Source organism: Ensifer sp. D2-11, from assembly GCF_054161295.1.
In genome coordinates this window covers 422,501-449,003 of sequence record NZ_CP096433.1, presented here as the reverse complement: position 1 = coordinate 449,003, position 26,503 = coordinate 422,501, and the positions used below count along the sequence as shown (strand labels likewise).

The window sequence follows — 26,503 nt, the reverse complement described above, 5'->3', positions numbered from 1 at the left end:
GACGCTTTGCGGGCTTCCTGGTCTCCCATCAGCTGAGTTCAGTGGTCCGGCACGGGCGGCAGCGGAATCGGACTTTGGAACGTGCGATGCAATTGCTTCCAGCCGGGATCGTGCATGTGAGCGTGCAGACCGGCCCGCTCCACAAGCGCCTTTGCTTCGGCTTCACCGAAAGCCAGCGCCTCATGCATGTCGGCGGTCAGTACCCTGCCCTCCTCCATGATGATCCTGCCGTCGACGATCACCGTATCGACATCGCTGCCGAGAACCTGGTGGATCAGCCGGTGAACCGGCATCCAGTTGGGCGTCAGATGCGGCTTGCGCATGTCGATGATGACGATATCCGCCTTTTTGCCAACCTCGAGCGAACCGATCTCGTGATCCATGCCGATGGCGCCGGCCGCATCGATGGTGATCATCTCGAAAACCTTACCCGGCGGCAGGATATAGCGGTCGTGATTGTGCAGGATGTGCTGGGTGGCTTGGGCGCTGCGCGCGATCTGGAGCATATCGAAATGACGGCTCGGAGCCGCGCCGTCCGAAGTGATCGCGACCGGCACGCCCCGGGCCATCATCTCCATGATCGGGGTGGAGCGTCCGGGTGGCGCGTGGGTGACATGGGTGCCGGTTTCGGCCAGGATGTCGATCTCTTCGTGGGAAATTCCCCAGCAATGCTGCAGGTGCACATCGGGGCCCAGCAGCGCGTTTTCCCTGTCCTGCCAGGCCATGCGTATCTGTCCGGCGAAGGCATCGGAATGAATGCGGACGCCCCATTTGCGCGCAGTTTCGCGAATGCGCCGCGCCTGCATCCGGTCATTTTCAGTCAGATTGACGGCAAAGTCCGGTGTCGATGCGTTCGACGGTTCGACCGAAGGCACGATCGTGAACGGCGTCAGGAAGACCTTGATGCGCCCGTCGGCCGTTCCGTTCAGGCTTTCGATGACGGCTTCGGCGCCCTCGATCATCTCCTCGAAGGAGACGCTGCGCCGCTCCGGCTTGCCGCTTTCCCACCGCGTGACCGATTGCGGCCAGGGCAGACCCGCTGGGCCAACACAGATGATCTCGCGAAGCCCGAGTTCCGAATAGGCGCGAGCATGATTGATCGCGAATACCGGATCGTCGCTGCGCGGCATCGATGTGATGATGCTGGCCGAGGTGGTCACGCCCGCACGAAGTCTTTCCAGGCCCGAGACGAGGCCATCCGCATACCAGTAGTCGCGGGTGACATAGTGATAGTAGGTCGGCGTCACTATGCGCATCCAGAGCGAATTGGTGTCCGCGCCAATGCTGCGGATCAGGGCATGGCCGGCGTGCCCATGAGCATCGATCAGCCCGGGAATGATCATCTTGCCCCGGCAGTCGATCACCTTCTTTCCGGCATGACGGGGATCCAGCGCTTGCGATGTGCCGATGTCGACAATCCTGTCGTTCTCGATTGCCAGCGCACCATCGTCGATGATCCGCCGTGTCTCGTCGACGGTGACGATCGTCCCGTGAAGCAGCAGGAACCCATCCATTTCCTATTCCCTTCAAAAATGCCGTTGGCGGTATTTCGATGCGTGTTTCAGCGCCCGTGGTGCCGTATCGGACTGTCGATGTTCTGATTCATAATTGGCAACAATATCGTTGACAATAAAACAATCGGTTATGATACTGCCCAAAAATGCGGGCCAACCAGTCTATCGACCGTCATAAGGGGAAGTTCATGTCGCGTTTAAACAGGTTTCTGATATCGGCACTGGCCGCAGCGGCTATTGCCGCGCCGGCGCTGGCCACTTCGGCAAGTGCCGCGACGCTGCGTTGGGGCAGCCGGGCAGATATCTATTCGCTCGATCCGGATTCCGTTCCCTCGACATCCAATCTGGCGTTCCTGAACCACATCTATGAAGGTCTGATCCGTTATGGCCCGAACTTCGAGATCGAGCCGGCGCTCGCCACCGAGTGGAAGCTGATCGACAGCAAACACTGGCGTTTCACCCTGCGCAAAGGCGTGAAATTCCACGACGGCGCGGATTTCACCGCCGACGACGTGGTCGCCTCGATGAACCGCGTTTCGGACCCGACTTCGCCCCTGCGCGGCAATATTCCGCTCTATGTCGGCGTCAAGAAGGTCGATGATTTCACGGTCGATATCGAGGTGTCGGCGCCGAGTGCGCTGTTCCTGAACGACATGACCAATATCTTCATGTTCAGCGCCAAATGGCTGAAGGACAACAACGCGGAAAAGCCGACCGATATTGCGTCCAACACCGAGAATTACGCCACGCACAACACGAACGGCACAGGCCCGTTCAAGCTGGAAAGCCGCGTTCCGGACAGCAAGACCGTTCTCCTCGTCAACGATCAGTGGTGGGATCAGAAGAAGCACAATCTGGACCGGATCGAATATATTCCGATCTCGTCGGCGGCAACGCGTGTAGCGGCGCTTCTTTCCAACGAAATCGATCTGCTCGATTCCGCCCCCATTCAGGATCTTCCCCGCCTGGAATCCTCGCCGGGCATCACCGTAAGCAAGCGCACGGAGCTGCGTACGGTTTTCATCGGCTTCAACGGCAAGGGGAAGCTTGAAGACGGGCGTCCGAACCCGTTCCTGGACCTTCGCGTCCGTCAGGCCGTGGAAGCAAGCATCGATCGCGATCTCATCAACAAGAAGATCATGCGCGGTCTGGCGCGGCCTTCCGGCTCGCTCATCGCACCGGAAATCGCCGGCTATGCGAAGTCGCTCGACACTTATCAGCCTGCCGATTCCAAGCTTGCCCAGAAGCTGCTCGAAGATGCCGGCCAGAAGGATCTCGCCTTCACCTATCTGTGCATGAACGACGAGAGCATCAACGAGGAAGACATCTGCTCGGGCATTGCAAACATGCTCAAGCGTGCCGGCTTCCAGCCCACCATCGACATGGGCCCCCGCGCCGTGCAGCAGCCGAAGCGCACCAATGGCAAGGCCGACATGTTCAATCTGAGCTGGGCAAACGAACCGACACTCGATGCCTATTCGCTGCTGTCTCAGGTTCTCTCCACACGCAGCGGCTCGACGGGCGTGTCCAACTATGGCGGCTGGTCCTATCCGGAACTCGACGATCTGGTGAAGAAGGCGGCACAGGAACCTGACACCGCCAAGCGTCTCGCGCTGGAAGAACAGGCGCTGAAATTCGCCAAGGACAAGGCCATCCTGATCCCGCTTCACCAGCAGCCGATCGCCTGGGGCATGCTGGACAAGGTCAAGAGCGTGGATTTCCGCGCCGACAACAAGCCGCGCCACTGGCACACGCAAATGGCCGAATAGGCCGACTTCCAGCCCGCAATCAGAGCGTTTCACCCCGGTGAGGCGCTCTTTTGATATGCAGCAGGATCGAAAATCTCATGAAACCTGATCTATCCAGCCATCTCGTTCTGGGTGAACGGCCCGATGGGAGAACGCTGATAACCGCACGATGGGTGCTCGCCTGGCGCGATGGCGGCCACGCTCTGATCCCCGACGGCGAAATCGTTGTCGACCGAAACGAGGTGCTTTATGCCGGGCCGCGCTTCGAGGGGGACGTGGCGCGCAGTATCGATTTCGGTACGGCGCTGGTCAGCCCCGGCCTGATCGACCTCGACGCCCTGTCCGATCTCGATACCTACCTGCTCGTCCATGACAACCAGCCCGGGTGGGCCAAAGGGCGCATCTGGCCACGTTCCTACGTGGAGAGCGGACCTTATGAGATGTATTCCGCCGAGGAGCTTGCGTTCCAGAAGCGGTTCGCTTTCGGCCTCCTGCTGTTGAACGGCATCACCACCGCCGCGCCCATCGCCTCGCTCTACTATCGCCAATGGGCCGAAACCGTCGCGGAATTCGAGGCCGCGGCCGAGGCGGCGGGCGATCTCGGGCTCAGGGTCTTTCTGAGCCCCGCCTATCGCTCCGGTGGGATGATCCTGGAGGGTCCAGGGCGTATCGAGCCGGCGTTCGACGAGCCGCGGGGACTGCAAGGCCTTGCGGACGCGATCGATTTCATCGAGCGCAACCATGGCCGCCATAACGGCCTGGTCAACGGAATGCTGGCGCCGGACCGTATCGAAACCTGCACATTGCCCCTGTTGCAGCGCACCATGGCCGCGGCGCGCGATCTCAATTGCCGCGTCAGAATTCATATGGCGCAGGGCAATCTGGAACTCGAGACCATGCGCAGGCTGCATGGCGTTTCCGCGCCGCAATGGCTGGCGGATCATGGGCTCATGAGCGAAAGGCTGATCGCGCCGCATGGAACCTACGCCTCGCCACAGGATCTGCAGCTCTACGCGCAACACGGTGTTTCGATAGCCCATTCGCCGCTGGTTTCGGCGCGCATGGGCAGCATTCTCAATTCCTTCTCCGCCTGCCGCAGCCTCGGCATCAATATCGGCATGTCTACGGATACCGCGCCGCCCGACATGTTGATGAACCTGCTGGTCGGGTTGATCGCCTGCCGTATCGGCGAAAAGACTTCGGATGCGGTATTCTCGAAAGATCTGTTCGATGCCGCCACGCTCGGCGGCGCGAAAGCGCTGGGTCGCAGGGACCTCGGGCGGCTGGCCGCCGGCGCGAAAGCGGATATCGCCGTCTTCCGTCTCGACGATGTCCATATGAGCCCGAGCGTCGATCCCGTCACTACGCTGGTCGTCGGCGGTTCCGGCAAGGTGACGCAGGCCGTCTTTGTCGACGGGCGCCTTTCCATGCTGGACGGCAAGGTTGCCGGCATCGACATGATTGCGGCGCGCGAGCAGGCACAGCAACAATATGACGGCCTGATTGCCAAATATCCGGATCGCAGTTGGCGGCATCCGCCTGTCGGGAAAATCTTCTCGCCGAGCTATCCAGTATGGAAGATCCAGTAGGGACTCGCCTGGATCGAGCATTTTGTCGACATACATCATGACGCCGAATGGACAAATATTGTCTACAATCACGTTGACAACTTTTTGCCGATCGCCATACTATCCTCAAATGACCTGGGAGGCAGGTCATGTCGTAAGGAGGAAAATCACACCCAACCCCGGTGCGCGCCCATCCGGCGCAAGTGTTTGAGAATACCGCAACCGGCGACGGATGCGGCGGTGCATGACAACAGACCTCCGAAAAGGAGGCGCAAATTTCCAGAAGCGGAGCAAACTTATGATGAAGAAACTTGGCCTTGCGGCCACGATGCTGATGGGCCTGACCTTGTCCGGCCACGCCGAAACGCTGAAATGGGGAGCGGCGCGCGATATCTACTCGCTTGATCCCTATTCCTATGGCGACAGCTATACGCTGTCCTTTCTCAATCATGTCTATGAAGGATTGGTGCGCTACGACGCCAATCTGAAGATCGAACCGGCCCTTGCCGAATCCTGGGAAACTGTTTCCGACACGGTCTGGCGCTTTCACCTGCGCAAGGGTGTGAAATTCCACGATGGCGCGGAATTCACTGCCGACGACGTGCTCGCATCCCTGAAGCGCGTCAGCGATCCGGTTTCGCCGCTTCGCGGCAACCTGCCGGCCTACAAGTCCTCCAAGAAGGTGGACGACCATACGATCGATATCGAGCTGAGCGGGCCCTATCCGCTGCTTCTCAACGACCTCACCAACGTCCACGTCTTCGATGCTGGCTGGCTGAAGACCAACAATTCGGAAAAGCCGACCGATGTCGGCGCGAAGATCGAAGGCTACGCCACCTATCACACCAATGGCACCGGTCCGTTCAAGCTGGAAAGCAGGGTGCCGGATTCCAAGACGGTCCTCGTGAAAAACCCGGACTGGTGGGACAAGACCTCCAAGTCCAACGTCGACCGCATCGAGTTCACGCCGATCACCTCGGCGGCGACGCGCGTCGCCGCGCTCCTGTCCGGCGAAGTCAACTTCACGGAAAACGCACCGTCGCAGGATCTGCCGCGGCTGCAGGCGCAGCCCGACCTGAAAGTCATGGAGCGCACCGATCTGCGTACCGTCATGGTCGGCTTCAACCGCAAGCCGGAACTCGCAAACGGTTCGGAGAACAAATTCAACGACCTGCGCGTGCGTCAGGCTTTTGCCCATGCGCTCGACCGGGATCTGATCCAGCAGCGCGTCATGCGCGGCAAGTCGCGCACGGCAGGCGCGGTGGTCGCGCCGGAAATTCCGGGTTACGCTCCCGAGCTGGACACGACGCTGGCATTCGATCCTGCCCTTTCGAAGAAGCTTCTGGCCGAGGCTGGCGCTTCGGACTATCCGTTCACGCTGGTCTGCACGACCGACGCCTATGTGAACGAGGAAGAGCTCTGCCAGGGGCTGGTGAACCTTTTGAGCCGCGCGGGCTTCAAACCGCAGCTCGACATTGCCCCCACCGCCGCACAGGCGCCGAAGCGTACGAGCGGCAAGTCCGACGTCTATCTGATCGGCTGGGCCACGGAACCGATGCTCGACAGCTATTCGATCCTTCTCCAGATGATTCAGACGAAGACGGCCAATGCCGGCGTCTTCAACTGGGGCGGCTGGAGCTATCCGGAGATCGACAAGCTGATCGTGCAGGCCTCGACCGAAATGGATCGCACCAAGCGCTTGGCGCTGCAAAGCAAGGCGCTGCAAATGGTGAAGGACGAGATCGTGATGCTGCCCTTGCACCAGCAGCCGATGGCCTGGGTCATGTCGAACAAGATCGACAAGATCGTGCAACTGCCGGACAACAAGCCGCGCCACTGGCTGACGCAGTTTGCCGAATAATCCAATCACGACGCTCCGGGGAGGTGGATTCCCGGAGCGTCCCGTGACCGAGGAATTCCTATGCTGGTTTTTATCATAAAACGCCTGGCAAACGCCGTCATGGTGATGTTGGCCGTCGCTTTGCTGGCCTTTCTGATTTTCCGGCTGGCGGGTGACCCCGTCGAGATGATGGCCAACGAGCAGATGACGCAGACCGACCGCGACAATCTGCGCGAGCGTCTGGGTCTCAACGATGGCCTGATGACACAATATACCCGGTTCGTGGTCAACGCCGCGCAGGGCAATTTCGGCATTTCCTACCGCAATGGCCAGGATGTGCTGAGCCTGATCGCCGAACGCTTTCCGGCGACCCTGGAGCTGGTGCTGGTTGCCACCCTGATCTCCCTGCTGCTCGGCCTTCCCCTCGGCGTGCTGACGGCGATCAAGCGCGGCAAATGGTATACGGAGGGCCTGCAGTTCATCTCCATTGTCGGCGTCTCGCTGCCGAGCTTCGTCGTGGGCATCCTGCTGATCCTCGTCTTCTCGGTTACGTTCGGTTGGCTCCCGGCCTTCGGTCGCGGCGATGTCGTGCAGCTTGGCTGGTGGTCGACGGGGCTCCTGACGCCTTCGGGCCGCGCGGCGATCCTGCTGCCGTCCGTCGCGCTTTCGCTTTATCAGGTCACGCTGGTCATGCGTCTGGTCCGCGCTGAAATGCTGGAAGTGCTGCGATCGGATTACGTGAAGTTTGCCCGGGCGCGCGGCATTCCGCGCTGGCGCATCTATTTCCGCCACGCGCTGCGCAACTGCCTGATGCCGGTCGTGACCATGACCGCGATGAATGTCGGTTCGCTGATTGCCTTCGCGCTCATCACCGAAACCGTATTCCAGTGGCCGGGCATGGGCATGCTGTTCATCCAGGCCGTCACCTTCCTCGATATCCCGGTGATGGCGGCCTATCTCTGCATCATTTCCTTCATCTTCGTCGTGCTCAACACGCTGGTGGACATTGCCTATGCGGTAATCGATCCCCGCTTGCGTACAGCCCGCTGAAGTGCCCGTTGAACCGACTGTGGGGCCAAGACCGATGAGCATCCAGACCTCTCAAACTCCGCCCGTCACGCGTCCTTCGCTTTTCCAGCGTCTGCGCCAAAGCGATGTGTGGTGGTCGTTCACGCATAGCAAGACGGCGATGTTCAGCGCCGCGCTTCTGGCGATCCTGATCCTGACGGCACTGTTCGCACCGCTGATCGCACCGCAGAACCCCTATGACGGTGCGGCGCTCGATATGTGGAAGGCCGAACTGCCGCCGGTATGGGAGGAAGGTGGAGAATGGCCCTATCTTCTCGGCACCGATACGCAGGGCCGCGACATGCTGTCGGCCATTCTCTACGGTACGCGCATTTCCATCGTCATCGGCATCGCCTCTGTGGCGCTCTCCCTGCTGATCGGCATGAGCGCGGGGCTGATCGCCGGCTACTTCGGCGGGTTCATCGACAATCTGCTGATGCGCTTCGGCGACGTCACGCTGTCCATTCCGACCATCCTCGTCGCCATTCTGGTCTCGACGGTCGTGCGTCAGATGCTGCCCGTCAGCCTGCGAGAGGTCGGCGCGTCTGCAGTGCTCATCCTGGCCATCTCGCTATCCGCCTGGGTGCAATATGCGCGCACGGTGCGCGCGCAGGCCATCGTCGAAACCGGCAAGGACTACGTGTCGGCGGCGCGGCTGATCGGCGTGCCTGCCCGGCGCATCATGGCCAACCATATCCTGCCCAATACGCTGACGCCGATCATGGTGGCGGCGACGCTCAACTTCGGCATGGCGATCCTCACCGAAGCCACGCTTTCGTTCCTGGGCATCGGCATGCCGCCGAGCCAGCCGTCTCTGGGAACGCTGATCCGCATCGGCAACCAGTTCCTGTTTTCCGGATCCTGGTGGATCGTGCTCTTCCCCGTCATTCAGCTCTGCCTGCTGGTCGTGGCCGTCAACATGCTCGGCGACTGGCTGCGCGATGCTCTCAATCCGAAACTGAGGTAAGCCATATGAACGACCTTTTGCTCCGCAACGTCCGGCCCATGGCAGGCGGCGAAACCTGCGATGTCCTGATCAGGGACGGAAAGATTGCCGGTTTCGGGCGTTTTGAAGCAGAGCCGGGCATGCCCGTGGAAGACGGCGGCAATGCTATCGTCGTCCCCGGCCTGATCGATGCGCATACCCATCTCGACAAGACGACCTGGGGCATGCCGTGGCATGTCAACAACCGCGCCGCGATCCTGCGCGAGCGCATCGATTTCGAACGCGAGCACCGTCTCGAGATCGGCATCGATCCGCATCGTCAGTCGATGCGCCATGCGATCGGTCTGGCGGCTCATGGCGCGACGCATATCCGCAGCCATGTCGACATCGACCCGGTTCACGGCCTGTCGCTGGTCGAGGGCGTCTGGCAAACGCGCGAAAAGCTCAGGGGCGTCATCGACATCGAAATCGTCGCGTTTCCGCAGTCGGGCCTGATGGTCATGCCCGGCACGAAGGAATTGCTCGACGAGGCGCTGCGTCAGGGCTGCGAAGTGCTGGGCGGCATCGATCCGTGCGGCATCGACCGCGATCCGAAGGGCCAGCTCGACATTCTGTTCGCGCTCGCCACCAAGCATGGCGTGCCGATCGACATTCACCTGCATGAGACGGGCGATCTCGGCGCCTTCACCATGGAGCTCATCTTCGAGCGCATCCGCTCCAACGGCATGGAAGGCAAGGTGGCGATCAGCCATGCCTTTGCGCTCGGCATGAACGATTATCTGCGCGTCGGCCAGCTGATCGAACAGCTCGCCATTCTGGATGTCGCCATCCTCACGACAGGTGCGCCTTCGGCCACGGTGCCGTCGATCAAGCGCCTGAAGGAAGCGGGCGTGCGCATCGGCGGCGGCTGCGACGGCATCCGTGACACCTGGGGCCCGTGGGGTCAGCCGGATATGCTCGACCGCGCCAAGATCATCGGCATGAAGAACGGCGTGCGCTCGGATCACGATCTGGAACATGTGCTGCACATCGTCTCGCAGGGCGGTGCGGATGTCATGCGCCTGGAAAATTACGGCCTCGAAGTCGGCTGCAATGCCGATCTCACCCTGCTGACCGGTGAAACGCTGGCGCATGCGGTGGTGGATGTCGCTCCGCGTCCGCTGGTCGTCAAGGGCGGCCGCGTCACAGCCCGTCAGGGCGTCGCCGTGGTGGAGATGCCGTAATGAGCGAAGCTTTCAATACTCTTCCGCTCGGCCGTCGTCCGGAAGGGCGCACACTGATCACCGCCAGCTGGGTGGTCGGACATAAGGACGGCAGCCATCGGCTTCTCCGCAACGGCGAAGTGGTTTTCGAAAACGGCGAGATTCTGTTCGTCGGGCACCGTTTCTCCGGGGAAGTGGCCCGCCGAATCGATTTCGGCAATGCCTTGATCAGCCCCGGCCTGATCGATCTCGATGCACTGTCGGATCTCGATTCCACCATCCTCGGCATCGACAATCATCCCGGTTGGGCAAAGGGCCGCGTCTGGCCGCGCTCCTATGTCGAAGCCGGTCCTTATGAAATGTACACGCAGGAGGAGCTGGCCTTTCAGAAGCGGTTCGCTTTCGGCCAGCTTTTGTTGAACGGTATCACCACTGCCGCTCCCATTGCGTCGCTGTTTTACCGTGAATGGGGTGAAACGGTCGCCGAGTTCGATGCCGCTGCACAGGCCGCGGGCGAACTGGGTTTGCGTGTCTATCTCAGCCCCGCCTACCGCTCGGGCGGCATGGTGCTGGAAGCACCGGGCAAGATGGTGCCTGTCTTCGATGAGGAACGCGGCTTCCAGGGTCTGAACGACGCCATTGCCTATATCGAGCGCCAGAATGGCAGCCATGGCGATCTGGTGCGCGGCATGCTGGCGCCGGACCGTGTCGAGACCTCGACGATCAGGCTTTTGCAGCGCACCGATGCCGCCGCACGCGATCTCGGCTGCAAATTCCGGCTGCACATGGCACAGGGCGCGATGGAGGTGGACACGGTGCGGATGCTGCACGGCTCGACCGCGCCGGTCTGGCTTGCAAAGCACGGTCTGTTGAGCGACCGCCTCATCGCGCCGCATGCCACCAACGCCACGGAAGAGGATCTCGGTCTTTACGCGGCGAACGGCGTTTCCATCGTCCATTGTCCGCTGGTTTCGGGTCGTGGCGGCTCGATCCTCAACTCCTTCTCCGCCTGCATCAGGCGCGGGATCAATATTGCCATGGGGACGGATACGACGCCGGCCGACATGCTGATGAACCTGCTTGCGGGTCTTATCACGGGCCGCATCGCCGACGGCGCACCGGACCGCCTGCGATCTGCCGACCTGTTCGATGCGGCGACGACCGGCGGCGCCAAGGCACTGGGCCGTTCCGATCTCGGCCATCTGTCACCGGGGGCCCGTGCAGACATCGCGGTCTTCCGCCTCGACGACACCGTCATGGCTCCGTCCATCGATCCGATCACCACGATCGTCACCGGGGGATCCGGCAAGATCACGCATGCGGTCTTCGTCGATGGCCGCGTCTCCATGCTGGATCGCCGGCTGGCCGGCTTCGACATGCAAGAGGCGCGCATTCGGGCGCAGGCCCAATATGACGGGCTGATCGCCAAATATCCCGAGCGGAGCTGGAACAATCCTCCGGTCGCCGCAATCTTCCCGCCCAGCTATCCGATAGAGGGGGACGCAAATGGGTGACATCCAGGAACCAGTCATTGAAGTTCGCAACCTGCGTGTGGATTTTCCGAGCCGTCGCGGCACGGTAACCGCGCTGTCGGATGTCAGCCTGTCGATCCGGCCGGGTGAGATTCTCGGCGTCGTCGGCGAATCCGGCGCGGGCAAGTCCATGACCGGGCTCGCCATTCAGGGCCTGCTCGAAGCGCCGGGCCATATCGCCGGCGGCGAGGTCTGGCTCGGCAAACGTCGCATCGATACGCTCGATGACCGCGCCATGGAAAAGATCCGCGGCCGCGAGATCGGTGCGATTTTCCAGGATCCGCTTACCTCGCTCAATCCGCTGTTCTCGGTTGGCGCACAGCTCGTCGAAACCATTCGCCGGCACCTCGGTTTCGGCAAGGCCGAAGCCCGCGCCCGCGCCGTGCAATTGCTGCGTGATGTCGGCATTCCTTCGCCGGAGGAGCGGGTCAATCAATATCCGCATCAGTTCTCGGGCGGCATGCGCCAGCGTGTCGTGATCGCGCTGGCGCTTGCAGCGTCGCCGAAACTCGTCATCGCCGACGAACCGACGACGGCGCTCGACGTCTCGATCCAGGCGCAGATCATCTCGCTCCTGCGCAAATTGTGCAAGGAGAAGCAGACCGCCGTCATGCTCGTCACGCACGACATGGGCGTGATCGCGGAAGCTGCCGACCGCATCGCAGTCATGTATGCCGGAAGGCTGATCGAGATCGGGGCTGTCGAACAGGTGCTGCACCAGCCGCGCCATCCCTATACGCAGGGTCTGATGGGTTCGATTCCGTCGCTCGGCGCGCGTGTCGAGAGGCTCAACCAGATCGACGGCTCCATGCCGCGTCTGGACGCGATACCCAACGGCTGCGCCTTCAATCCGCGCTGCAAGATGGCGGGGCCGCGCTGCCGGCGCGAACGCCCGGAACTCATATTTGCCGGCCCGAGCGCAAGCGCCTGCTGGCTGAGCGCAGGAGGCACCGCATGACCAAACCGTTGCAAAAGACCCCGGCTTTAACCGTCGACCGGCTGGTCAAGACTTTCGACGTGTCCGCTCCCTGGCTCAACCGGGTAGTGGAGCGCAAGCCGCGGCAGTATCTGCAGGCCGTGAACGATATCAGCTTCACCGTTCCCGCCGGCGGCTGTCTCAGCATTGTCGGCGAGAGCGGATGCGGAAAATCCACCGTTGCGCGCCTTGTCACCGGCCTGCATCGTCCGACGAGCGGCGGGATACGCTTCGCGCCGGGCAAGAGCGGCGCGCCCCTCTCGGCGCAGATGATCTTTCAGGACCCTTACGCCTCGCTCAATCCGCGCTGGCGGGTGAAGAACATCATCGCCGAACCGCTGCGCGAACTGAAGCTGCGCAAGACCGCGGCCGAGGTGACGGAGCGCGTCGAAGAGCTTCTGGGCATTGTCGGGCTCTCGCCATCCGATGGCGAGAAGTTCCCGCACGAATTTTCAGGCGGGCAGCGCCAGCGTATCTCGATCGCCCGCGCGCTGGCGAGCGAGCCCGAATTTCTGGTCTGCGACGAGCCGACCTCGGCGCTCGACGTGTCGGTGCAGGCGCAGGTCCTGAACCTGATGCGCCGTCTGCAGGACGAGTTGGGGCTTACCTATCTCTTCATCAGCCATGACTTGAGCGTCGTTCGTCAAATGTCGGACCGCATCGCGGTGATGTATCTGGGCCGTATCGTGGAGGAAGGCGACACGGAAGAGCTGTTCGCGCAGCCGCGCCATCCCTACACGCGGCTCCTGCTGCAGACGATTCCGAACATCGAGGCACCGAACCGCAACCGCGAGCCCGCCAGCGGCGAAGTGCCGAGCCCGCTGAAGCCGCCTTCCGGCTGCGCCTTCCACCCGCGTTGCCCGGTCGCCACGGCGCGCTGCTCCAAGGAAGTGCCTGAGGTGCGGGTGTTGCGCAACGGTACCCGGGTAGCCTGTCATCTGGCCGAGGACGTGATAGCGGAACGTTTACCTGAAGCGGGATGAGGAAAAGTATGTGCGGTTTTCCGCCCGCATCCCGCGTCTCAACATCTTGGAATAGATCACGATGCGGGCTTTCCGCCGTTTCAAGCCAGTGCTGCGCGAAGATCGTGCGAAAAGTCGCGTATCTCGCTCAAGTCGAGCTCGGACTCCACATGTTCCAGATGATGCGACATGAGATGTACGGCTCTTTGGGCTTCTTTCGCCGCAATCGCCTTGACGATGTCGGCATGCTCGTCCGGACCGCAATTGAAGCGCGTGGTGTTCCGGTAAACGGCCGTAATCAGCGAACTGCGGGCGATAAGGTCGCGCATTGTCGTAAACAGGAAATCCGACCCGGTCAGTTCGGCCAGCAAAAGATGGAAGCCGCCGGAAAGCTTGATGATATCCGTGGTGCTGTCCTCGGCATTGGCGATCCGCTCATTCTTGACATGATCGCGGAGCCGCTTCACGCCATCCTTCGACATCGAACTGCAGAGACGCTCCACGACGCATCGCTCCACCGCCTGGCGAACGAAAAACACGTCGCGAGCCTCTTCCACGGATGGCTTGCAAACAAAAGCACCGCGATTGGGAATGATCGTTACGAGCCCGTCGCGTGCGAGAACGGTCAGCGCCTGACGAACACGTGCGCGACTGACGTGAAAAATCGAGGCGAGCTGTTCTTCTTTGAGTTGCACGCCAGGACGCAATCGCCGTTCAGCGATGGAAAGCCATACCCTTTCGACAATCTGCTCGACCGACATCGCGGCTTGTTCGCGCATACCCTGTTCTCCTTGCTGAAACAGACAATCGCCAAGCGCGTGAAAAAGTCAACTCGCGGATTCAAATGGCTTGCAATATTGTCTACAATATGAAAGCTTATTGTAGATTATAAGACCTACATTTTGGAACCGCGATGGAATTCGACTTTGAAGAAATTGAGCCGCAAAGCCGCTATCGGCTGCTGACGAATTTCATCGGCCCGCGCCCGATCGCGCTCGTGACGACCCGCTCCGAGAGCGGGCACAGCAACGCTGCGCCGATGAGTTTCTTCAACGTGTTTTCACATGATCCGGCCATCGTCGTCCTGGGTATCCAGCCGCGTTTGACCGGCGAGCCAAAGGACACGATGGTCAATATTCGCCGTTCCGGTGAATTTGCCATCAGCATGGTCGACATGGCGTTGTCTCAACAGATGTTGATCTGCGGCCTTGGCTTCGACAGCGAGGTCGACGAGCTGGAAATGGCCGGATTGAAAGCCGCCCGGTGCCGCAAGATCGATGTTGCCTATGCCGAGGAGGCGCCGTGCATCTTCGAATGCCGGGTCGAGCGCCTGATCGACTATCCGCGCCGCACGCTGGTGCTGGGCGAGGTGGTGCACATGCATGTGCGCCGCGATTGCCTTGACGCCGAAGGTCATTATGTGGATCCGGAACGTTACCAGCCCATCGCCCGGCTTCATGCCGACAATTACATCACGTCAGACCGCCAGTTCGTTTTGAAGGCCCCGCCGATCGCCGACTTCGTCAAGCCGACGAAATAGGCATCAACGGGAGGCAACCGAGAATTTCATCATGCATATTCATCTCATCAATCCCAATTCCACAGCCTCCATGACTGCGCAAGCACTCGAAAGCGCCTTGCTGGTCAAACATGCCCACACTCACGTCTCCGCCTCCAATCCGACCGATACGCCGGCCAGTATCGAAGGTGGTGCAGACGAAGCCATGTCAGTTCCGGGAATGCTGGCGGAGATCCGTCAGGGCGAGGCGCAGGGCGTCGACGCCTATGTCATAGCCTGTTTCGACGACCCGGGACTGCACGCGGCCCGCGAAGTCGCCAAAGGCCCCGTGATCGGCATTTGCCAGGCTGCGGTACAGGTGGCCATGACGATCAGCCGTCGCTTCTCCGTCATAACGACGCTTCCGCGCTCGGTTCCGATCATCGAGGATCTGGTAAGCGATTACGGCGCCGAGCGTCATTGCCGGAAAGTACGTGCTATCGATCTTCCGGTCCTCGCCCTCGAGGAAGATCCGCAAAGAGCCGAGCGGCTGTTGCTCAAGGAAATCGAGATTGCCAAGGCCGAGGATGGTGCCGAAGCGATCGTCCTTGGCTGCGCGGGAATGTCATCCTTATGTGACCGCCTCCAGAAGGCGACAGGAGTGCCGGTGATCGATGGCGTGACTGCTGCTGTAAAGATGGCCGAAGCGCTGCTTGGCGCAGGATACGCGACCTCCAAGGTCAACACTTACGCCTATCCGCGGATCAAAGCCGCGGCCGGTCACAAGGCTTGTGCTTAGAGAACAGCACCATTGCTGACACTATTTTGAGGTGATTGACGTTCGCCTTGGCTTGCTTAGCCGGGATCGGCCAACGGCGACACAGCCGGTCCATTCAGAACGGTGCCGTCAACGGCGAAGTGGGAGCCGTGGCAGGGGCAGTCCCAGCAGCGCTCGAGGGAATTCCAGTGCACGTGGCAGCCCACATGCGTGCATGACGCTGAGCGCCGGTAAAGCGTGCCATCTTCATCTCGGAAGGCGGCAACCTTGGTCAAGCCTTCGCGGACAATGGCCCCTTCCCCCGGCCGCAATGCGTCGATGGATTCGATTTCGCCCGGCGCGACATATTCGGAGAAGTTCTTGATTGCCGTCGAATTCTCCGACAGGTAGTCGCCAATCGCCCTTAGGGTCTTCCGCGATGGCTCGTAAAGCCCCCGCCACCCGCTGTCGCCGTCGAGAACGAGGGCACGGATCAACAGCGAGGCTGCAACGCCATGGGTCATTCCCTCGCCGGAATCTCCGGTAACCACGAAGACCCGCTCGTTACCCGGATTGCGGCCGATGAAGCCCGCATAGTCGATGGTCTCCATCACCTGGCCGGACCATCGATGGCTCACGACGCCAAGATTCGGAACCAAGCGCTTCGTCCAGTCTGCCAGGGCTGCGAAGCGCTCTTCCCCGTCGTCGGCCGCGCCCGTCTTGTGGTCTTCGCCACCGACCACGAGAAAATCCGTTTCGTTGTCGCCGCGCTGCAGGCGCACGTAATGGTATGGATCTTCGGTATCCCAATAAAGCCCGTCCGGGATCAGCCCGCGGCCGATTTCGAAGGACATCGCATAGGTTCGATAGGGCGCCTGCTTGGTATGGAGAGCGACACGGTCGTTGATCGGTGAATTGGTCGCCACGACGGCCCACTTTGCGGCAACCTCGAAGCCGGCGTCCGTAGCAACGCGGACACCGTCTTTGGTTTCCTCAACCTCTTCGACCACCGTCTCGCTATAAAGCATGCCGCCGCGTGCGCGTATCCCAGCGGCCAGTCCGCGCAGATACTTGAGGGGGTGAAATGTCGCCTGACGGGAATAGCGGAGCGCGGGTGTAGCGGAAAACCCCGCAAACGGCACGCCGGTGATCCTTTCGGCGTCGACACCGATCTGCCGCGCCGCATCGAGTTCGCGGTCGAGGGTCGCCTCCTGATCTCCGGTTGACGGAAACAGGAACCCGTCCACGCGCCGGAAGTCGCATGCGACAGCTTCTGTCTCCTGGATCGCTTCGATGCGGTCAATTGCGGCAGATTGGCTTTCATGGAAAAGGCGAGCCACCTCCCGCCCCCGCAGGTCGATGAGTTTGGAAAAATAGTCGTCACATATGGAAGTCAGGTGCGCGGTCGTGCGAGCGGTCATACCGCCACCGATCCGGCCGCGGTCGATGACGGCCACTTTCAGCCCCGCAAGGGCGAGCTCATAGGCCACCGAAAGGCCGGCAATACCGGAACCGACGACAACAACGTCGGCGTGATCATCTTGCCGGAGCGGGGCGGCATCAGGCGCGACCTTGATCGCGGCCCATAGGGAAACGGTTCTTTCATCGTGCGCGTTCATCGAGGTTATCTCCAACGGCACTCAATAAAGAACAACGGAAACACAAAGTTCCCCCGGACCTTGCCGCCGGGCCCCGCGGAGGCTGCGGCTGCCCACTGGGCCACACGACGATAGGCCCGCTTTTGCCGACCTATGAATCGGTTTGGTTGCCGAGCCTGCCTTCATCTTTACTTGCGATCATCGAAGATCGGGGTGCTGTCGCTGATTGCGGATGTACTCGAGGAAAGCCCGCATGGCCGCGCTCGTATGTCGCCGGCTCGGATAATACAGATACCAACTCGGCAGTTTCTGCTTCCAGTCGCAGAGCAACTCGACAAGCCTGCCTTGTTCGACATCATCGCGGACATAATCCTCGAACAGGTGAGCGATTCCCGATCCCGCAAGCGCGGCCTGGAGCTCTTGATGCGCCGAGCTCAATGTCAACCGACCTTTCGGGGTGATTTCCACTTCGTCGCCGTCACGCGCAAATTTCCACGTCACCATGGTTCCGCCGGGGAAGCGGCGACGAATACAGTCGTGCTGTAGGAGATCGCGCGGTGAGTGGGGTCGACCGCGCTTGCGAAGATAATCAGGCGAGGCCACGATCGCATATCGCAAGGCCGGGCCGAGGGGCATGGCGATCATGTCCCGGGCGAGCTGGTTCCCGAAGCGCACCCCAGCGTCGAAACCTTGTTCCACGATATCGATGATCGCAGCATCGCTGACGATCTCGACATTGACGTCGGGATAAACTTTCATGAACTCAAAGGTCAGAGGGCACAGAACGTGGTCGGCGGCCGGCCCCGGTGCGTTGATCCGCACGGTGCCGGATGGACGCTCGCGAAGCTGATTGAGATCGTCGACCGCTGTTCTGATTTCGTAAAGAGCGGGCCTTAACCGCTCGAGAAGCTGCTCGCCCGCTTCAGTAGGCGCGACGCTACGTGTCGTTCGGTTCAGCAGCCGTATCCCCAGCGCTTCTTCGAGCACGCTGATCGATTGACTGATGGCGGACGACGAAACACCCCTGCCAAGCGCGGCGGCTCTAAAGCCACCACAGCGCACGACGTCCTCGAAGATCTCCAAGCTGTCAAGCCGTAGTGGTCGCATTGCAAAGCCCTGCTTAATAAGCTGATCGGTTTTGATTAGCTTATCCGCACGCCCGACCTGTGTCATCCCTAGCTAGAGCGGGATGCATTTAGGCGGAATCGGAAAGGGGATTCCTTTTTCTGCGCAAATCAGATTCACCATTCAGGCCGGTGAAGGAGGCCGGCCTTTATGGCGAGACCTTTTTCGAATGATCTTCGGGAACGCGTTGTCGATGCGGTGACGGGCGAGGGCCTATCGTGCCGGGCAGCGGCCAAGCGCTTCGGCATCGGCATCAGCACCGCGATCGATTGGGTGCGGCGGTTTCGCGAGACGGGCAGCGCCGCACCCGGCCAGATGGGTGGGCACAAGCCCCGCAAGCTTTCCGGTCCGCACCGGGCTTGGCTGCTTTGCCGCTGCCGCGAGCGCGACTTCACGCTGCACGGACTTGTCGCCGAGTTGAGCGAGCGCGGCCTGAAGGTGGATTATCGCGCCGTCTGGACCTTCGTGCACGAAGAGGGGTTGAGTTATAAAAAAAGACGCTGGTCGCCAGCGAACGGGAGCGGCCCGACGTCGCCCGCCACCGGGCACGATGGCTGAAGCACTGCCCCGGAATTGATCCCGCCCGCCTCGTTTTCATCGATGAGACCTGGACGAAGACGAACATGGCGCCGCTGCGGGGCTGGGCGCCTCGCGGCGAACGACTGGTGGGCTACGCCCCCTTCGGCCATTGGAACACCATGACCTTTGTCGCCGCACTCAGGGCCGACCGCGTCAGCGCTCCCTTTATCCTCGATGGCCCGATCAATGGCGAACGCTTCCGCATCTATGTCCAGCAAGTTCTGGTGCCGGAACTCAAAGCCGGCGACATCGTCATCCTGGACAATCTCGGCTCCCATAAGGGTCAGGAGATCCGCGCCGCCATCCGTAAGGCCGGCGCCCGCCTGTTCTTTCTGCCGAAATATTCCCCCGATCTCAATCCGATCGAAAAGCTCTTCGCCAAAATCAAGCACTGGTTGCGTGAGGCACAGGCCAGATCACGCGATGCAATCCATGACGAACTGCGCCACATTCTCCAAGCCGTCACCCCACAGGAATGCGCAGCCTACTTCAAAGAGGCGGGATATGAACGGGCTTAAATACATACCGCTCTAGAGAACAAGTCGACAGACGGCTCCAGGGATAGCCGCGGCCGTTACCGCCGACGCCGAAATCAGATGCGGCACCTCAATCAGCTATTTTGACGGGATCAAAGGTATGAGTGAAATTACTCTGAATCGTAGGAAGATCATGCTGACAGCCGCGTCGGCCGTCACGGGAATGATCTTGCCGGCCGGCATGGCCTCTGCGCAGGCTCCCCCCGCGTCGCTTCCAGCTCAAGGTGGAAATGCCGGCTATTACCGCTTTCGCGTCGGCGACATCTCGGCGACCGTGCTGAGCGACGGGCTGCTCGGCGGCCCTCCGCGAATATACGCCAGCAATGCGCCGGAGGCAGAGTTGCAGGACGTACTGAGGCGCGCCTTCCTGCCGACCGACCGGCTGACGCTGAATCTCAACACGCTTCTTATCGAGACGAATGGCAAGCGGGTCCTTCTCGAAGCCGGAGCCGGGCAGACCATGGGTCCGCAAGGCGGTCGCATCTTCGAGAACCTGGCCGCCATTGGTTTACGGCCCGAGGACATAGACGTCGTGGTGGTCTCGCACACGCACCCGGATCATGTCGGCAACCTTCGAACAGCGGAGGGCGGCAAGGCATTTCCGCGCGCGGCCGTCTTTGCGCCTCGTGCCGATTGGGACTTCTTCGTCCGCAACGTTCCGGACCTTTCCTACATGCCGGTGCCCGAGGATTTCCGCCGCAATTTCGCAGCGGCTATCAAGCGGAGCGTTGAACCCGTCACCAACGGGATTGAGTTGTACGAAGCCGGCGCGGAGATCGTCACTGGGCTGACCACGCTTCCAGCATTCGGCCACACCCCCGGCATGGCGAACTTCCTTGTTCAATCCGGGAACGATCAGCTCCTGCTGACGGCCGATCTCGCCTACCACCCGATCGTCAATGTCGACCGGCCCTGGTTGCCCGGGCCAGATCGCGACAAGGACACCGCACTCGCATCCCGCCGCCGCATCTTCGACAGGGCGGCGGCAGACCGGCTCCTCGTCCTCGGCTTCCACTATCCGTTCCCGGGCCTTGGCCGAATGCTCGTGAGCGTCCGGTGAGCGGATTTTGCTGAACGAGCCAGTTAGGCGATGTTCTGGCATTAGAACCAGCATTAGTGCTGACACTAATATCAGATCTGGGAGGTTGGCATGGCTCGCATGGAGATCATTTCCGGCGTTGAGCGTAGGCGGCGGTGGTCGAAGGAAGCGAAGCTGGCGATATTGGCTGAAGCCGATCAACCGGGCGTTCGCATTGGTGATGTCGCTCGTCACCATGACATTTATCCTGCGCAGATCCGTTTATGGCGGAAAACGCTTAGCCACTTCGATGTGTCAGCATCGTTCCTTCCGGTCCACCTGGTCAACGAAATAAGCCTCGGGCAGATGCCGGCAGCCGGCGGGGCGCCGGTGCTTATCAAGATCCAGCTACGAAATGGTCGCAGTTTGAAAGTTCCGGCGGACATTGAACGCAAGACGCTGTCATCGTTGATCGCGTGTGTTGAGGCTGCATGATCGGGCCGACAGGAAATGTGCGGGTCTACTTGGCTTGCGGGGTGACCGATATGCGGCGCGGTATCGATGGTCTGTCTGCAATGGTCGAGGCGGTGATCAAGGAAGCGCCGGGGTCCGGAGCGATCTTCGGGTTCCGTGGAAAGCGCGCCGACCGGATCAAGCTTCTATGGTGGGACGGCCAAGGGTTCTGCCTATTCTACAAGATTCTCGAGCGCGGATACTTTCCTTGGCCGACGGCGAAAGATGGTGTTGCGCATCTGACGCAGGCTCAGTTGTCGATGCTTGTTGAAGGGATTGACTGGCGCCGACCAGCGTGGACTTCCGCCCCTGGCCGCACGGGATAAAAGCTATATTTTACAGGGACATCCTGGGCAAAACGCTAGTGCTTTCGCTGCAAATCGGCTATGTTTTTGGGCATGAAAGCACCGCCGCTGGACAGTCATGACGAGCTATTGGCATTGCGCGCGCTCGTCGCTGAACAGGCGGCGAAACTCAGCGCGCAAGAAGCCGAAGTCATCAAACGCGACTCGATCATCGGTCTTCTGCGCGCGCAGCTGGAACTGCTCCGACATCGGCAGCACGGCGCTTCTTCGGAAAAGATCGATCGGAAGATTGAGCAATTCGAACTGATGCTCGAGGAGATCGAAGCCTCTCGCGCCGAAGCTGATGCTCGTTCCGGAAAAGGCCTGCTGCCAGATCTGGATGATACCCCCGACAAGCCGAAACGCAGACCTCTGCCGGATGGCCTTCCAACTGAAGAGCGGGTGTACATAGCGCCCTGCAGTTGCCCGACTTGTGGTGGCATGTCCTTCCTGAAGGCGGCCGACAAGGTGGTCCAGGTGTTGGAGCATGTGCCGGCTTCTGTGAAGATCGTCCGGCATATCGAGAAGCGCATGGTCTGTAAGGACTGCGATACGACGGTGTCTGGCGAAATGCCGACCTTGCCGATCGGGCGAGGCAAGCCCGGTCCGGGGTTGCTCGCGCATATCATGGTCGCCAAGTTCGACGATCACATCCCGCTCTACCGTCTCTCCGAGATGTACGACCGCCTGGGAATAGACATCTCCCGGTCTGTCATGGCGGACTGGGTTGGCCGTGTGTCCGTTCTGCTTTCGCCCCTCATCTTGCTGATCAGAGCCCATATCGCCGCGGTCGACCGAATACACACGGACGATACCCCGGTCGATGTTCTCGACCCTGGACGAGGAAAGACGAAAACCGGCAGGGTCTGGGTCTATGTCTTCGATGGCAGCGGCTACCAGGATCCCACGCCCGGAGCGATCGCCTATTACTATAGCCCCGACCGAAAGGGCGTGCATCCGGCTGAACACCTCGCTCACTTCAGCGGCGTAATGCATGCGGATGGGTATGCTGGCTATAGCAAGCTTTACGGCAACCAGATCATCGAAGCTGCCTGCATGGCGCATGTGCGCCGCAAGTTCCATGATGTGATCAAGCTCAAGCCATCTCCGATCGCCGACGAGGCTCTGTCGCGCATCGGTGCACTCTACGATATCGAGGATCGTATCCGCGGCATGTCGGCTGACGAGAGGCGAACACTGCGCCAGCAACACGCCAGACCCATCCTGGCGGACCTTAAGGCCTGGATTGAAACGACGCTTTCGACGCTGCCGCAGAAACAGAAGCTTGCAGAAGCGATGCGATACGCTCTCTCGCGATGGGCAGCTTTGAGCGTCTACATTGACGATGGCCGTGTCGAAATCGATAACAACATAGCTGAGCGCGCCATGAGGCCACTCGGAATTGGAAGAAAAAATTGGCTCTTTGCCGGGTCAGACAAGGGCGGCGAGCGCATGGCCAATATCCTGACTATCATCGAGACAGCTAAACTCCATGGCCACAATCCAGAGGCCTATCTGGCAGACGTCCTGACCAGGATCCAGAGCCATCCGAAGGATCGACTTGAGGAACTGCTCCCGTGGCAGTGGACTCCGGCAAAAGACCGGTGCGAGGCTGCGTGATGGCACGCTCAAGGATCATCTATACCCTCAAAGAGGTCGCTGAGATGATCGGCGAGAACCTCGAGTTGATCGAAGAGGTGACCGCCAACTCGGATAATATCAGCGAGGGCGAATTGCTTTATGTCCGCGACGGCACCGAATACGGCACAAAGGGTCTGACCGAGAACGGCGTGGACGAACTCCAAAATCTCCTCGCCGACATACGGACATGGGATGGTGGAATCCGCCAGTTTCTCGTCGATGAACAATGCGATCCGGATGTGGTCGAACGCGTTATGGCCGACGAGATGAAACGCGGCCTATAATATCGGCCTCTCGACCAAGCGAAAATGCCTTCGCCGGACGCTCACGAATGCTCAAGACGGACGCCGGCTATGCCTGGGTTCCCGCCGGTTGGCAGTTCTAATCCAGTGAGTACCGGGGCCGGCCGCCCTATCGGCGCTGGGTAGCCCTCAAACACCAAAAGGCCCGCTGCTGCGGGCCTTTTGGTGTGTATGTGTATGTGTGTGTTTGGTTGCGGGGGCAGGATTTGAACCTGCGGCCTTCAGGTTATGAGCCTGACGAGCTACCGGGCTGCTCCACCCCGCGTTATCCGAGTTTTGCGAAGCAAAACCTCGCCCGAGTTTTGCGAGCCAAGATCTCGCCGAGTTTTGCGAAGCAAAATCTCGCCGAGTTTGTCCGGCTTGTGAGAGAAGATGATCGGTTTGTTTATCCTGCGTTTTGCAGACCTGGCAGCGACCTACTCTCCCGCGTCTTAAGACGAAGTACCATCGGCGCTGGGGCGTTTCACGGCCGTGTTCGGAATGGGAACGGGTGCAGCCACCCCGCCAGAACCACCAGGTCGGCAAAGCGCAAGATTGAGCCTGCGCTGCAGGCTCGAACCGATTTGAGAAGCTGGTGAAGCGATTGCTTCGTTTTGAACACGTCTTCTGTCTGTCGCCGCGGCCGTGAGGCCGCAAGCGCAGAGCGCGTCGCGCCTTGTGGCGCGCGCCGTCCGCAGCGCTACGCGCGTGAGGACAAAGAAAGTTGCGATGCTCATCTTCGATGAGCATAAGCAATGGGAACGATCAAGCCAATCGAACGATTAGTACCGGTAAGCTTCATGCGTTGCCGCACTTCCACACCCGGCCTATCAACGTGGTCGTCTTCCACGGTTCTCAAGGGAATACTCGTTTTCAGGTGGGTTTCCCGCTTAGATGCCTTCAGCGGTTATCCCTTCCATATATAGCTACCCTGCTATGCCCTTGGCAGGACAACAGGTCCACCAGAGATATGTCCATCCCGGTCCTCTCGTACTAGGGACAGATCCTGTCAATATTCCTACACCCACGGCAGATAGGGACCGAACTGTCTCACGACGTTCTGAACCCAGCTCACGTACCGCTTTAATTGGCGAACAGCCAAACCCTTGGGACCTGCTCCAGCCCCAGGATGCGATGAGCCGACATCGAGGTGCCAAACAACCCCGTCGATATGGACTCTTGGGGGTCATCAGCCTGTTATCCCCGGCGTACCTTTTATCCGTTGAGCGATGGCCCTTCCACGCGGGACCACCGGATCACTATGACCGACTTTCGTCTCTGCTCGACTTGTCAGTCTCGCAGTCAGGCGGGCTTATGCCATTGCACTCGACGAGCGATTTCCGACCGCTCTGAGCCCACCATCGCGCGCCTCCGTTACTCTTTCGGAGGCGACCGCCCCAGTCAAACTACCCACCATACACTGTCCCGGATCCGGATGACGGACCGCGGTTAGACATCCATGACGATAAGGGTGGTATTTCAAGGATGGCTCCACGAGAACTGGCGTCCCCGCTTCAAAGCCTACCACCTATCCTACACATGCCGACACGAATGCCAGTGTAAAGCTATAGTAAAGGTGCACGGGGTCTTTCCGTCTGACCGCAGGAACCCCGCATCTTCACGGGGAATTCAATTTCACTGAGTCTATGTTGGAGACAGCGGGGAAGTCGTTACGCCATTCGTGCAGGTCGGAACTTACCCGACAAGGAATTTCGCTACCTTAGGACCGTTATAGTTACGGCCGCCGTTTACTGGGGCTTCGATTCAGAGCTTGCACCCCTCCTCTTAACCTTCCAGCACCGGGCAGGCGTCAGACCCTATACGTCGTCTTGCGACTTCGCAGAGCCCTGTGTTTTTGATAAACAGTCGCTACCCCCTGGTCTGTGCCACCCCATCCTACTTGCGTAGAAAAGGGTCACGCTTCTTCCGAAGTTACGCGTGCAATTTGCCGAGTTCCTTCAACATAGTTCTCTCAAGCGCCTTGGTATACTCTACCTGACCACCTGTGTCGGTTTCGGGTACGGTCTATACGGTGGAGCTATTTCCTGGAACCGCGTCCCCGCCCGGACAATCCAATAAGTCCGGACAAGTTGAGCAATCCGTCACTACCACCAGGCCCACGAATATTAACGTGGTTCCCATCGACTACGCGTGTCCGCCTCGTCTTAGGGGCCGGCTAACCCTGCTCAGATTAACTTTAAGCAGGAACCCTTGGTCTTTCGGCGAGAGGGTCTCTCACCCTCTTTATCGTTACTCATGTCAACATTCGCACTTCCGATACCTCCAGGACCCCTCACGGGTATCCCTTCACTGGCTTACGGAACGCTCCGCTACCCCTACGTCTTCCGAGGAAGATCGTAAGCCTCAGCTTCGGTGCATGGCTTCAGCCCCGTTACATTTTCGGCGCAAAGACCCTTATTTAGACCAGTGAGCTGTTACGCTTTCTTTAAATGATGGCTGCTTCTAAGCCAACATCCTGGTTGTTTTGGGATCCTCACATCCTTTCCCACTTAGCCATGACTTGGGGACCTTAGCTGGAGGTCAGGGTTGTTGCCCTTTTCACGACGGACGTTAGCACCCGCCGTGTGTCTGCCGACTAGTACTCCTCGGTATTCGGAGTTTGGTTAGGATCAGTAAGACGGTGAGTCCCCATAGCCCATCCAGTGCTCTACCCCCGAGGGTATTCGGTCGACGCACTACCTAAATAGTTTTCGCGGAGAACCAGCTATTTCCGAGTTTGATTGGCCTTTCACCCCTAGCCACAAGTCATCCCAATCTATTGCAACAGATGCGGGTTCGGTCCTCCAGTTGGTGTTACCCAACCTTCAACCTGCTCATGGCTAGATCACTCGGTTTCGGGTCTAATGCGACATACTAAAGCGCCCTGTTCAGACTCGCTTTCGCTACGCCTCCACCTACCGGCTTAAGCTTGCATGCCACACTAAGTCGTTGACCCATTATACAAAAGGTACGCCGTCACCCTTGCGGGCTCCGACTGTTTGTAGGCATCCGGTTTCAGGTTCTATTTCACTCCCCTTGTCGGGGTGCTTTTCACCTTTCCCTCACGGTACTTGTTCGCTATCGGTCATGCACGAGTACTTAGGCTTGGAGAGTGGTCTCCCCATGTTCAGACAGGATTTCACGTGTCCCGCCTTACTCAAGGACAATGAGTGTTCTACGTGTACGGGGCTGTCACCCGCTACGGCCGAACTTTCCAGATCGTTCCACTTTATTCCTCATTGCCACTGGCCTGGTCC

General features: G+C 60.1%; 21 protein-coding genes, 1 tRNA gene and 2 rRNA genes (1 of these 24 only partly in view). 17 read left to right on the top strand and 7 right to left on the bottom strand.

Annotated features, from left to right (window positions below; translation table 11 throughout):
- Positions 1 to 38: 38 nt before the first annotated feature.
- Positions 39 to 1,514: an amidohydrolase family protein gene (locus tag M1D34_RS02085; protein WP_498780430.1), complete on the bottom strand. Its 1,476-nt coding sequence runs from the start codon at positions 1,512 to 1,514 to the stop codon at positions 39 to 41.
- Positions 1,515 to 1,702: 188 nt separating this feature from the next.
- Here M1D34_RS02085 and M1D34_RS02080 point away from each other — a divergent pair, with 188 nt between their 5' ends.
- From M1D34_RS02080 to M1D34_RS02040, 9 genes are all read left to right on the top strand, one after another.
- Positions 1,703 to 3,283: an ABC transporter substrate-binding protein gene (locus tag M1D34_RS02080; protein ID WP_498780428.1), complete on the top strand. Its 1,581-nt coding sequence runs from the start codon at positions 1,703 to 1,705 to the stop codon at positions 3,281 to 3,283.
- 77 nt (positions 3,284 to 3,360) lie between these two features.
- Positions 3,361 to 4,851: an amidohydrolase family protein gene (locus M1D34_RS02075; protein WP_498780426.1), complete on the top strand. Its 1,491-nt coding sequence runs from the start codon at positions 3,361 to 3,363 to the stop codon at positions 4,849 to 4,851.
- Positions 4,852 to 5,128: 277 nt separating this feature from the next.
- A complete protein-coding gene (locus tag M1D34_RS02070) occupies positions 5,129 to 6,691 on the top strand; it encodes an ABC transporter substrate-binding protein (RefSeq protein WP_498780424.1) in 1,563 nt (520 codons plus the stop codon).
- A gap of 60 nt (positions 6,692 to 6,751) precedes the next feature.
- Entirely contained in the window at positions 6,752 to 7,720 is a 969-nt protein-coding gene (locus M1D34_RS02065; protein ID WP_004434190.1) for an ABC transporter permease, read from the top strand.
- A 34-nt stretch (positions 7,721 to 7,754) separates the two neighbouring features.
- Positions 7,755 to 8,705, top strand: coding sequence for an ABC transporter permease (locus M1D34_RS02060; protein ID WP_010970062.1), 951 nt, complete (start codon positions 7,755 to 7,757; stop codon positions 8,703 to 8,705).
- A gap of 5 nt (positions 8,706 to 8,710) precedes the next feature.
- Positions 8,711 to 9,907 (top strand): amidohydrolase family protein, encoded by a 1,197-nt coding sequence (locus M1D34_RS02055; protein WP_498780422.1) that lies wholly within the window; start codon positions 8,711 to 8,713, stop codon positions 9,905 to 9,907.
- Positions 9,907 to 11,400 (top strand): amidohydrolase family protein, encoded by a 1,494-nt coding sequence (locus M1D34_RS02050; protein ID WP_498780421.1) that lies wholly within the window; start codon positions 9,907 to 9,909, stop codon positions 11,398 to 11,400. Before M1D34_RS02055 ends, M1D34_RS02050 begins: the two co-directional genes overlap by 1 nt.
- Entirely contained in the window at positions 11,393 to 12,376 is a 984-nt protein-coding gene (locus tag M1D34_RS02045; protein ID WP_027993365.1) for an ABC transporter ATP-binding protein, read from the top strand. The genes M1D34_RS02050 and M1D34_RS02045 overlap by 8 nt, the downstream gene beginning before the upstream one ends.
- The gene (locus M1D34_RS02040; RefSeq protein WP_498780419.1) at positions 12,373 to 13,377 is read left to right on the top strand and encodes an ABC transporter ATP-binding protein; all 1,005 of its coding nucleotides are present in this window, start codon (positions 12,373 to 12,375) and stop codon (positions 13,375 to 13,377) included. Before M1D34_RS02045 ends, M1D34_RS02040 begins: the two co-directional genes overlap by 4 nt.
- Positions 13,378 to 13,457: 80 nt before the next feature.
- Here the strand turns inward: M1D34_RS02040 and M1D34_RS02035 are convergent, their stop codons facing one another.
- The gene (locus tag M1D34_RS02035; RefSeq protein ID WP_004434209.1) at positions 13,458 to 14,135 is read right to left on the bottom strand and encodes a GntR family transcriptional regulator; all 678 of its coding nucleotides are present in this window, start codon (positions 14,133 to 14,135) and stop codon (positions 13,458 to 13,460) included.
- Positions 14,136 to 14,269: 134 nt separating this feature from the next.
- Here M1D34_RS02035 and M1D34_RS02030 point away from each other — a divergent pair, with 134 nt between their 5' ends.
- The gene (locus M1D34_RS02030) at positions 14,270 to 14,896 is read left to right on the top strand and encodes a flavin reductase family protein (RefSeq protein ID WP_004434214.1); all 627 of its coding nucleotides are present in this window, start codon (positions 14,270 to 14,272) and stop codon (positions 14,894 to 14,896) included.
- Positions 14,897 to 14,927: 31 nt separating this feature from the next.
- Complete coding sequence (locus M1D34_RS02025; protein WP_027993364.1) at positions 14,928 to 15,653, top strand: aspartate/glutamate racemase family protein; 726 nt, start codon at positions 14,928 to 14,930, stop codon at positions 15,651 to 15,653.
- A gap of 56 nt (positions 15,654 to 15,709) precedes the next feature.
- Here the strand turns inward: M1D34_RS02025 and M1D34_RS02020 are convergent, their stop codons facing one another.
- Together M1D34_RS02020 and M1D34_RS02015 are read right to left on the bottom strand one after the other, a co-directional pair.
- Positions 15,710 to 17,230, bottom strand: a complete 1,521-nt coding sequence (locus M1D34_RS02020) for an FAD-dependent oxidoreductase (RefSeq protein WP_498780415.1) — start codon at positions 17,228 to 17,230, stop codon at positions 15,710 to 15,712.
- Between the two features lie 177 nt (positions 17,231 to 17,407).
- On the bottom strand, positions 17,408 to 18,382 hold the full coding sequence (locus M1D34_RS02015; RefSeq protein ID WP_498780413.1) for a LysR family transcriptional regulator: 975 nt from the start codon (positions 18,380 to 18,382) through the stop codon (positions 17,408 to 17,410).
- A gap of 102 nt (positions 18,383 to 18,484) precedes the next feature.
- Between M1D34_RS02015 and M1D34_RS02010 the strand changes: the two genes are divergently transcribed.
- The 6 genes from M1D34_RS02010 to M1D34_RS01985 all read left to right on the top strand — a co-directional run bounded on the left by M1D34_RS02010 (position 18,485) and on the right by M1D34_RS01985 (position 23,249).
- A protein-coding gene (locus tag M1D34_RS02010; RefSeq protein WP_011970797.1) for an IS630-like element ISRm2011-2 family transposase occupies positions 18,485 to 19,431 on the top strand; the annotation gives its coding sequence in 2 pieces (ribosomal slippage) (positions 18,485 to 18,824 and positions 18,824 to 19,431; 948 coding nt in all).
- 151 nt (positions 19,432 to 19,582) lie between these two features.
- Positions 19,583 to 20,509, top strand: a complete 927-nt coding sequence (locus tag M1D34_RS02005) for an MBL fold metallo-hydrolase (protein WP_498780411.1) — start codon at positions 19,583 to 19,585, stop codon at positions 20,507 to 20,509.
- Between the two features lie 90 nt (positions 20,510 to 20,599).
- Positions 20,600 to 20,962 carry a transposase gene (locus M1D34_RS02000; protein ID WP_498779747.1) on the top strand — a complete coding sequence of 121 codons (363 nt, stop codon included), beginning with the start codon at positions 20,600 to 20,602 and terminating at the stop codon, positions 20,960 to 20,962.
- The gene (gene tnpB / locus M1D34_RS01995; protein ID WP_018240454.1) at positions 20,959 to 21,306 is read left to right on the top strand and encodes an IS66 family insertion sequence element accessory protein TnpB; all 348 of its coding nucleotides are present in this window, start codon (positions 20,959 to 20,961) and stop codon (positions 21,304 to 21,306) included. Before M1D34_RS02000 ends, tnpB begins: the two co-directional genes overlap by 4 nt.
- A 72-nt stretch (positions 21,307 to 21,378) precedes the next feature.
- Positions 21,379 to 22,944, top strand: a complete 1,566-nt coding sequence (tnpC, locus tag M1D34_RS01990; RefSeq protein ID WP_498780409.1) for an IS66 family transposase — start codon at positions 21,379 to 21,381, stop codon at positions 22,942 to 22,944.
- A complete protein-coding gene (locus tag M1D34_RS01985) occupies positions 22,944 to 23,249 on the top strand; it encodes a hypothetical protein (protein WP_498779751.1) in 306 nt (101 codons plus the stop codon). Before tnpC ends, M1D34_RS01985 begins: the two co-directional genes overlap by 1 nt.
- A 206-nt stretch (positions 23,250 to 23,455) precedes the next feature.
- Here the strand turns inward: M1D34_RS01985 and M1D34_RS01980 are convergent.
- The 3 genes from M1D34_RS01980 to M1D34_RS01970 form a co-directional block, all read right to left on the bottom strand.
- A tRNA-Met gene (locus tag M1D34_RS01980) sits at positions 23,456 to 23,532 on the bottom strand.
- 138 nt (positions 23,533 to 23,670) lie between these two features.
- Positions 23,671 to 23,785, bottom strand: a 5S ribosomal RNA gene (gene rrf, locus M1D34_RS01975).
- Positions 23,786 to 24,007: 222 nt separating this feature from the next.
- Positions 24,008 to 26,503, bottom strand: a 23S ribosomal RNA gene (locus M1D34_RS01970); it runs 310 nt beyond the window's last position.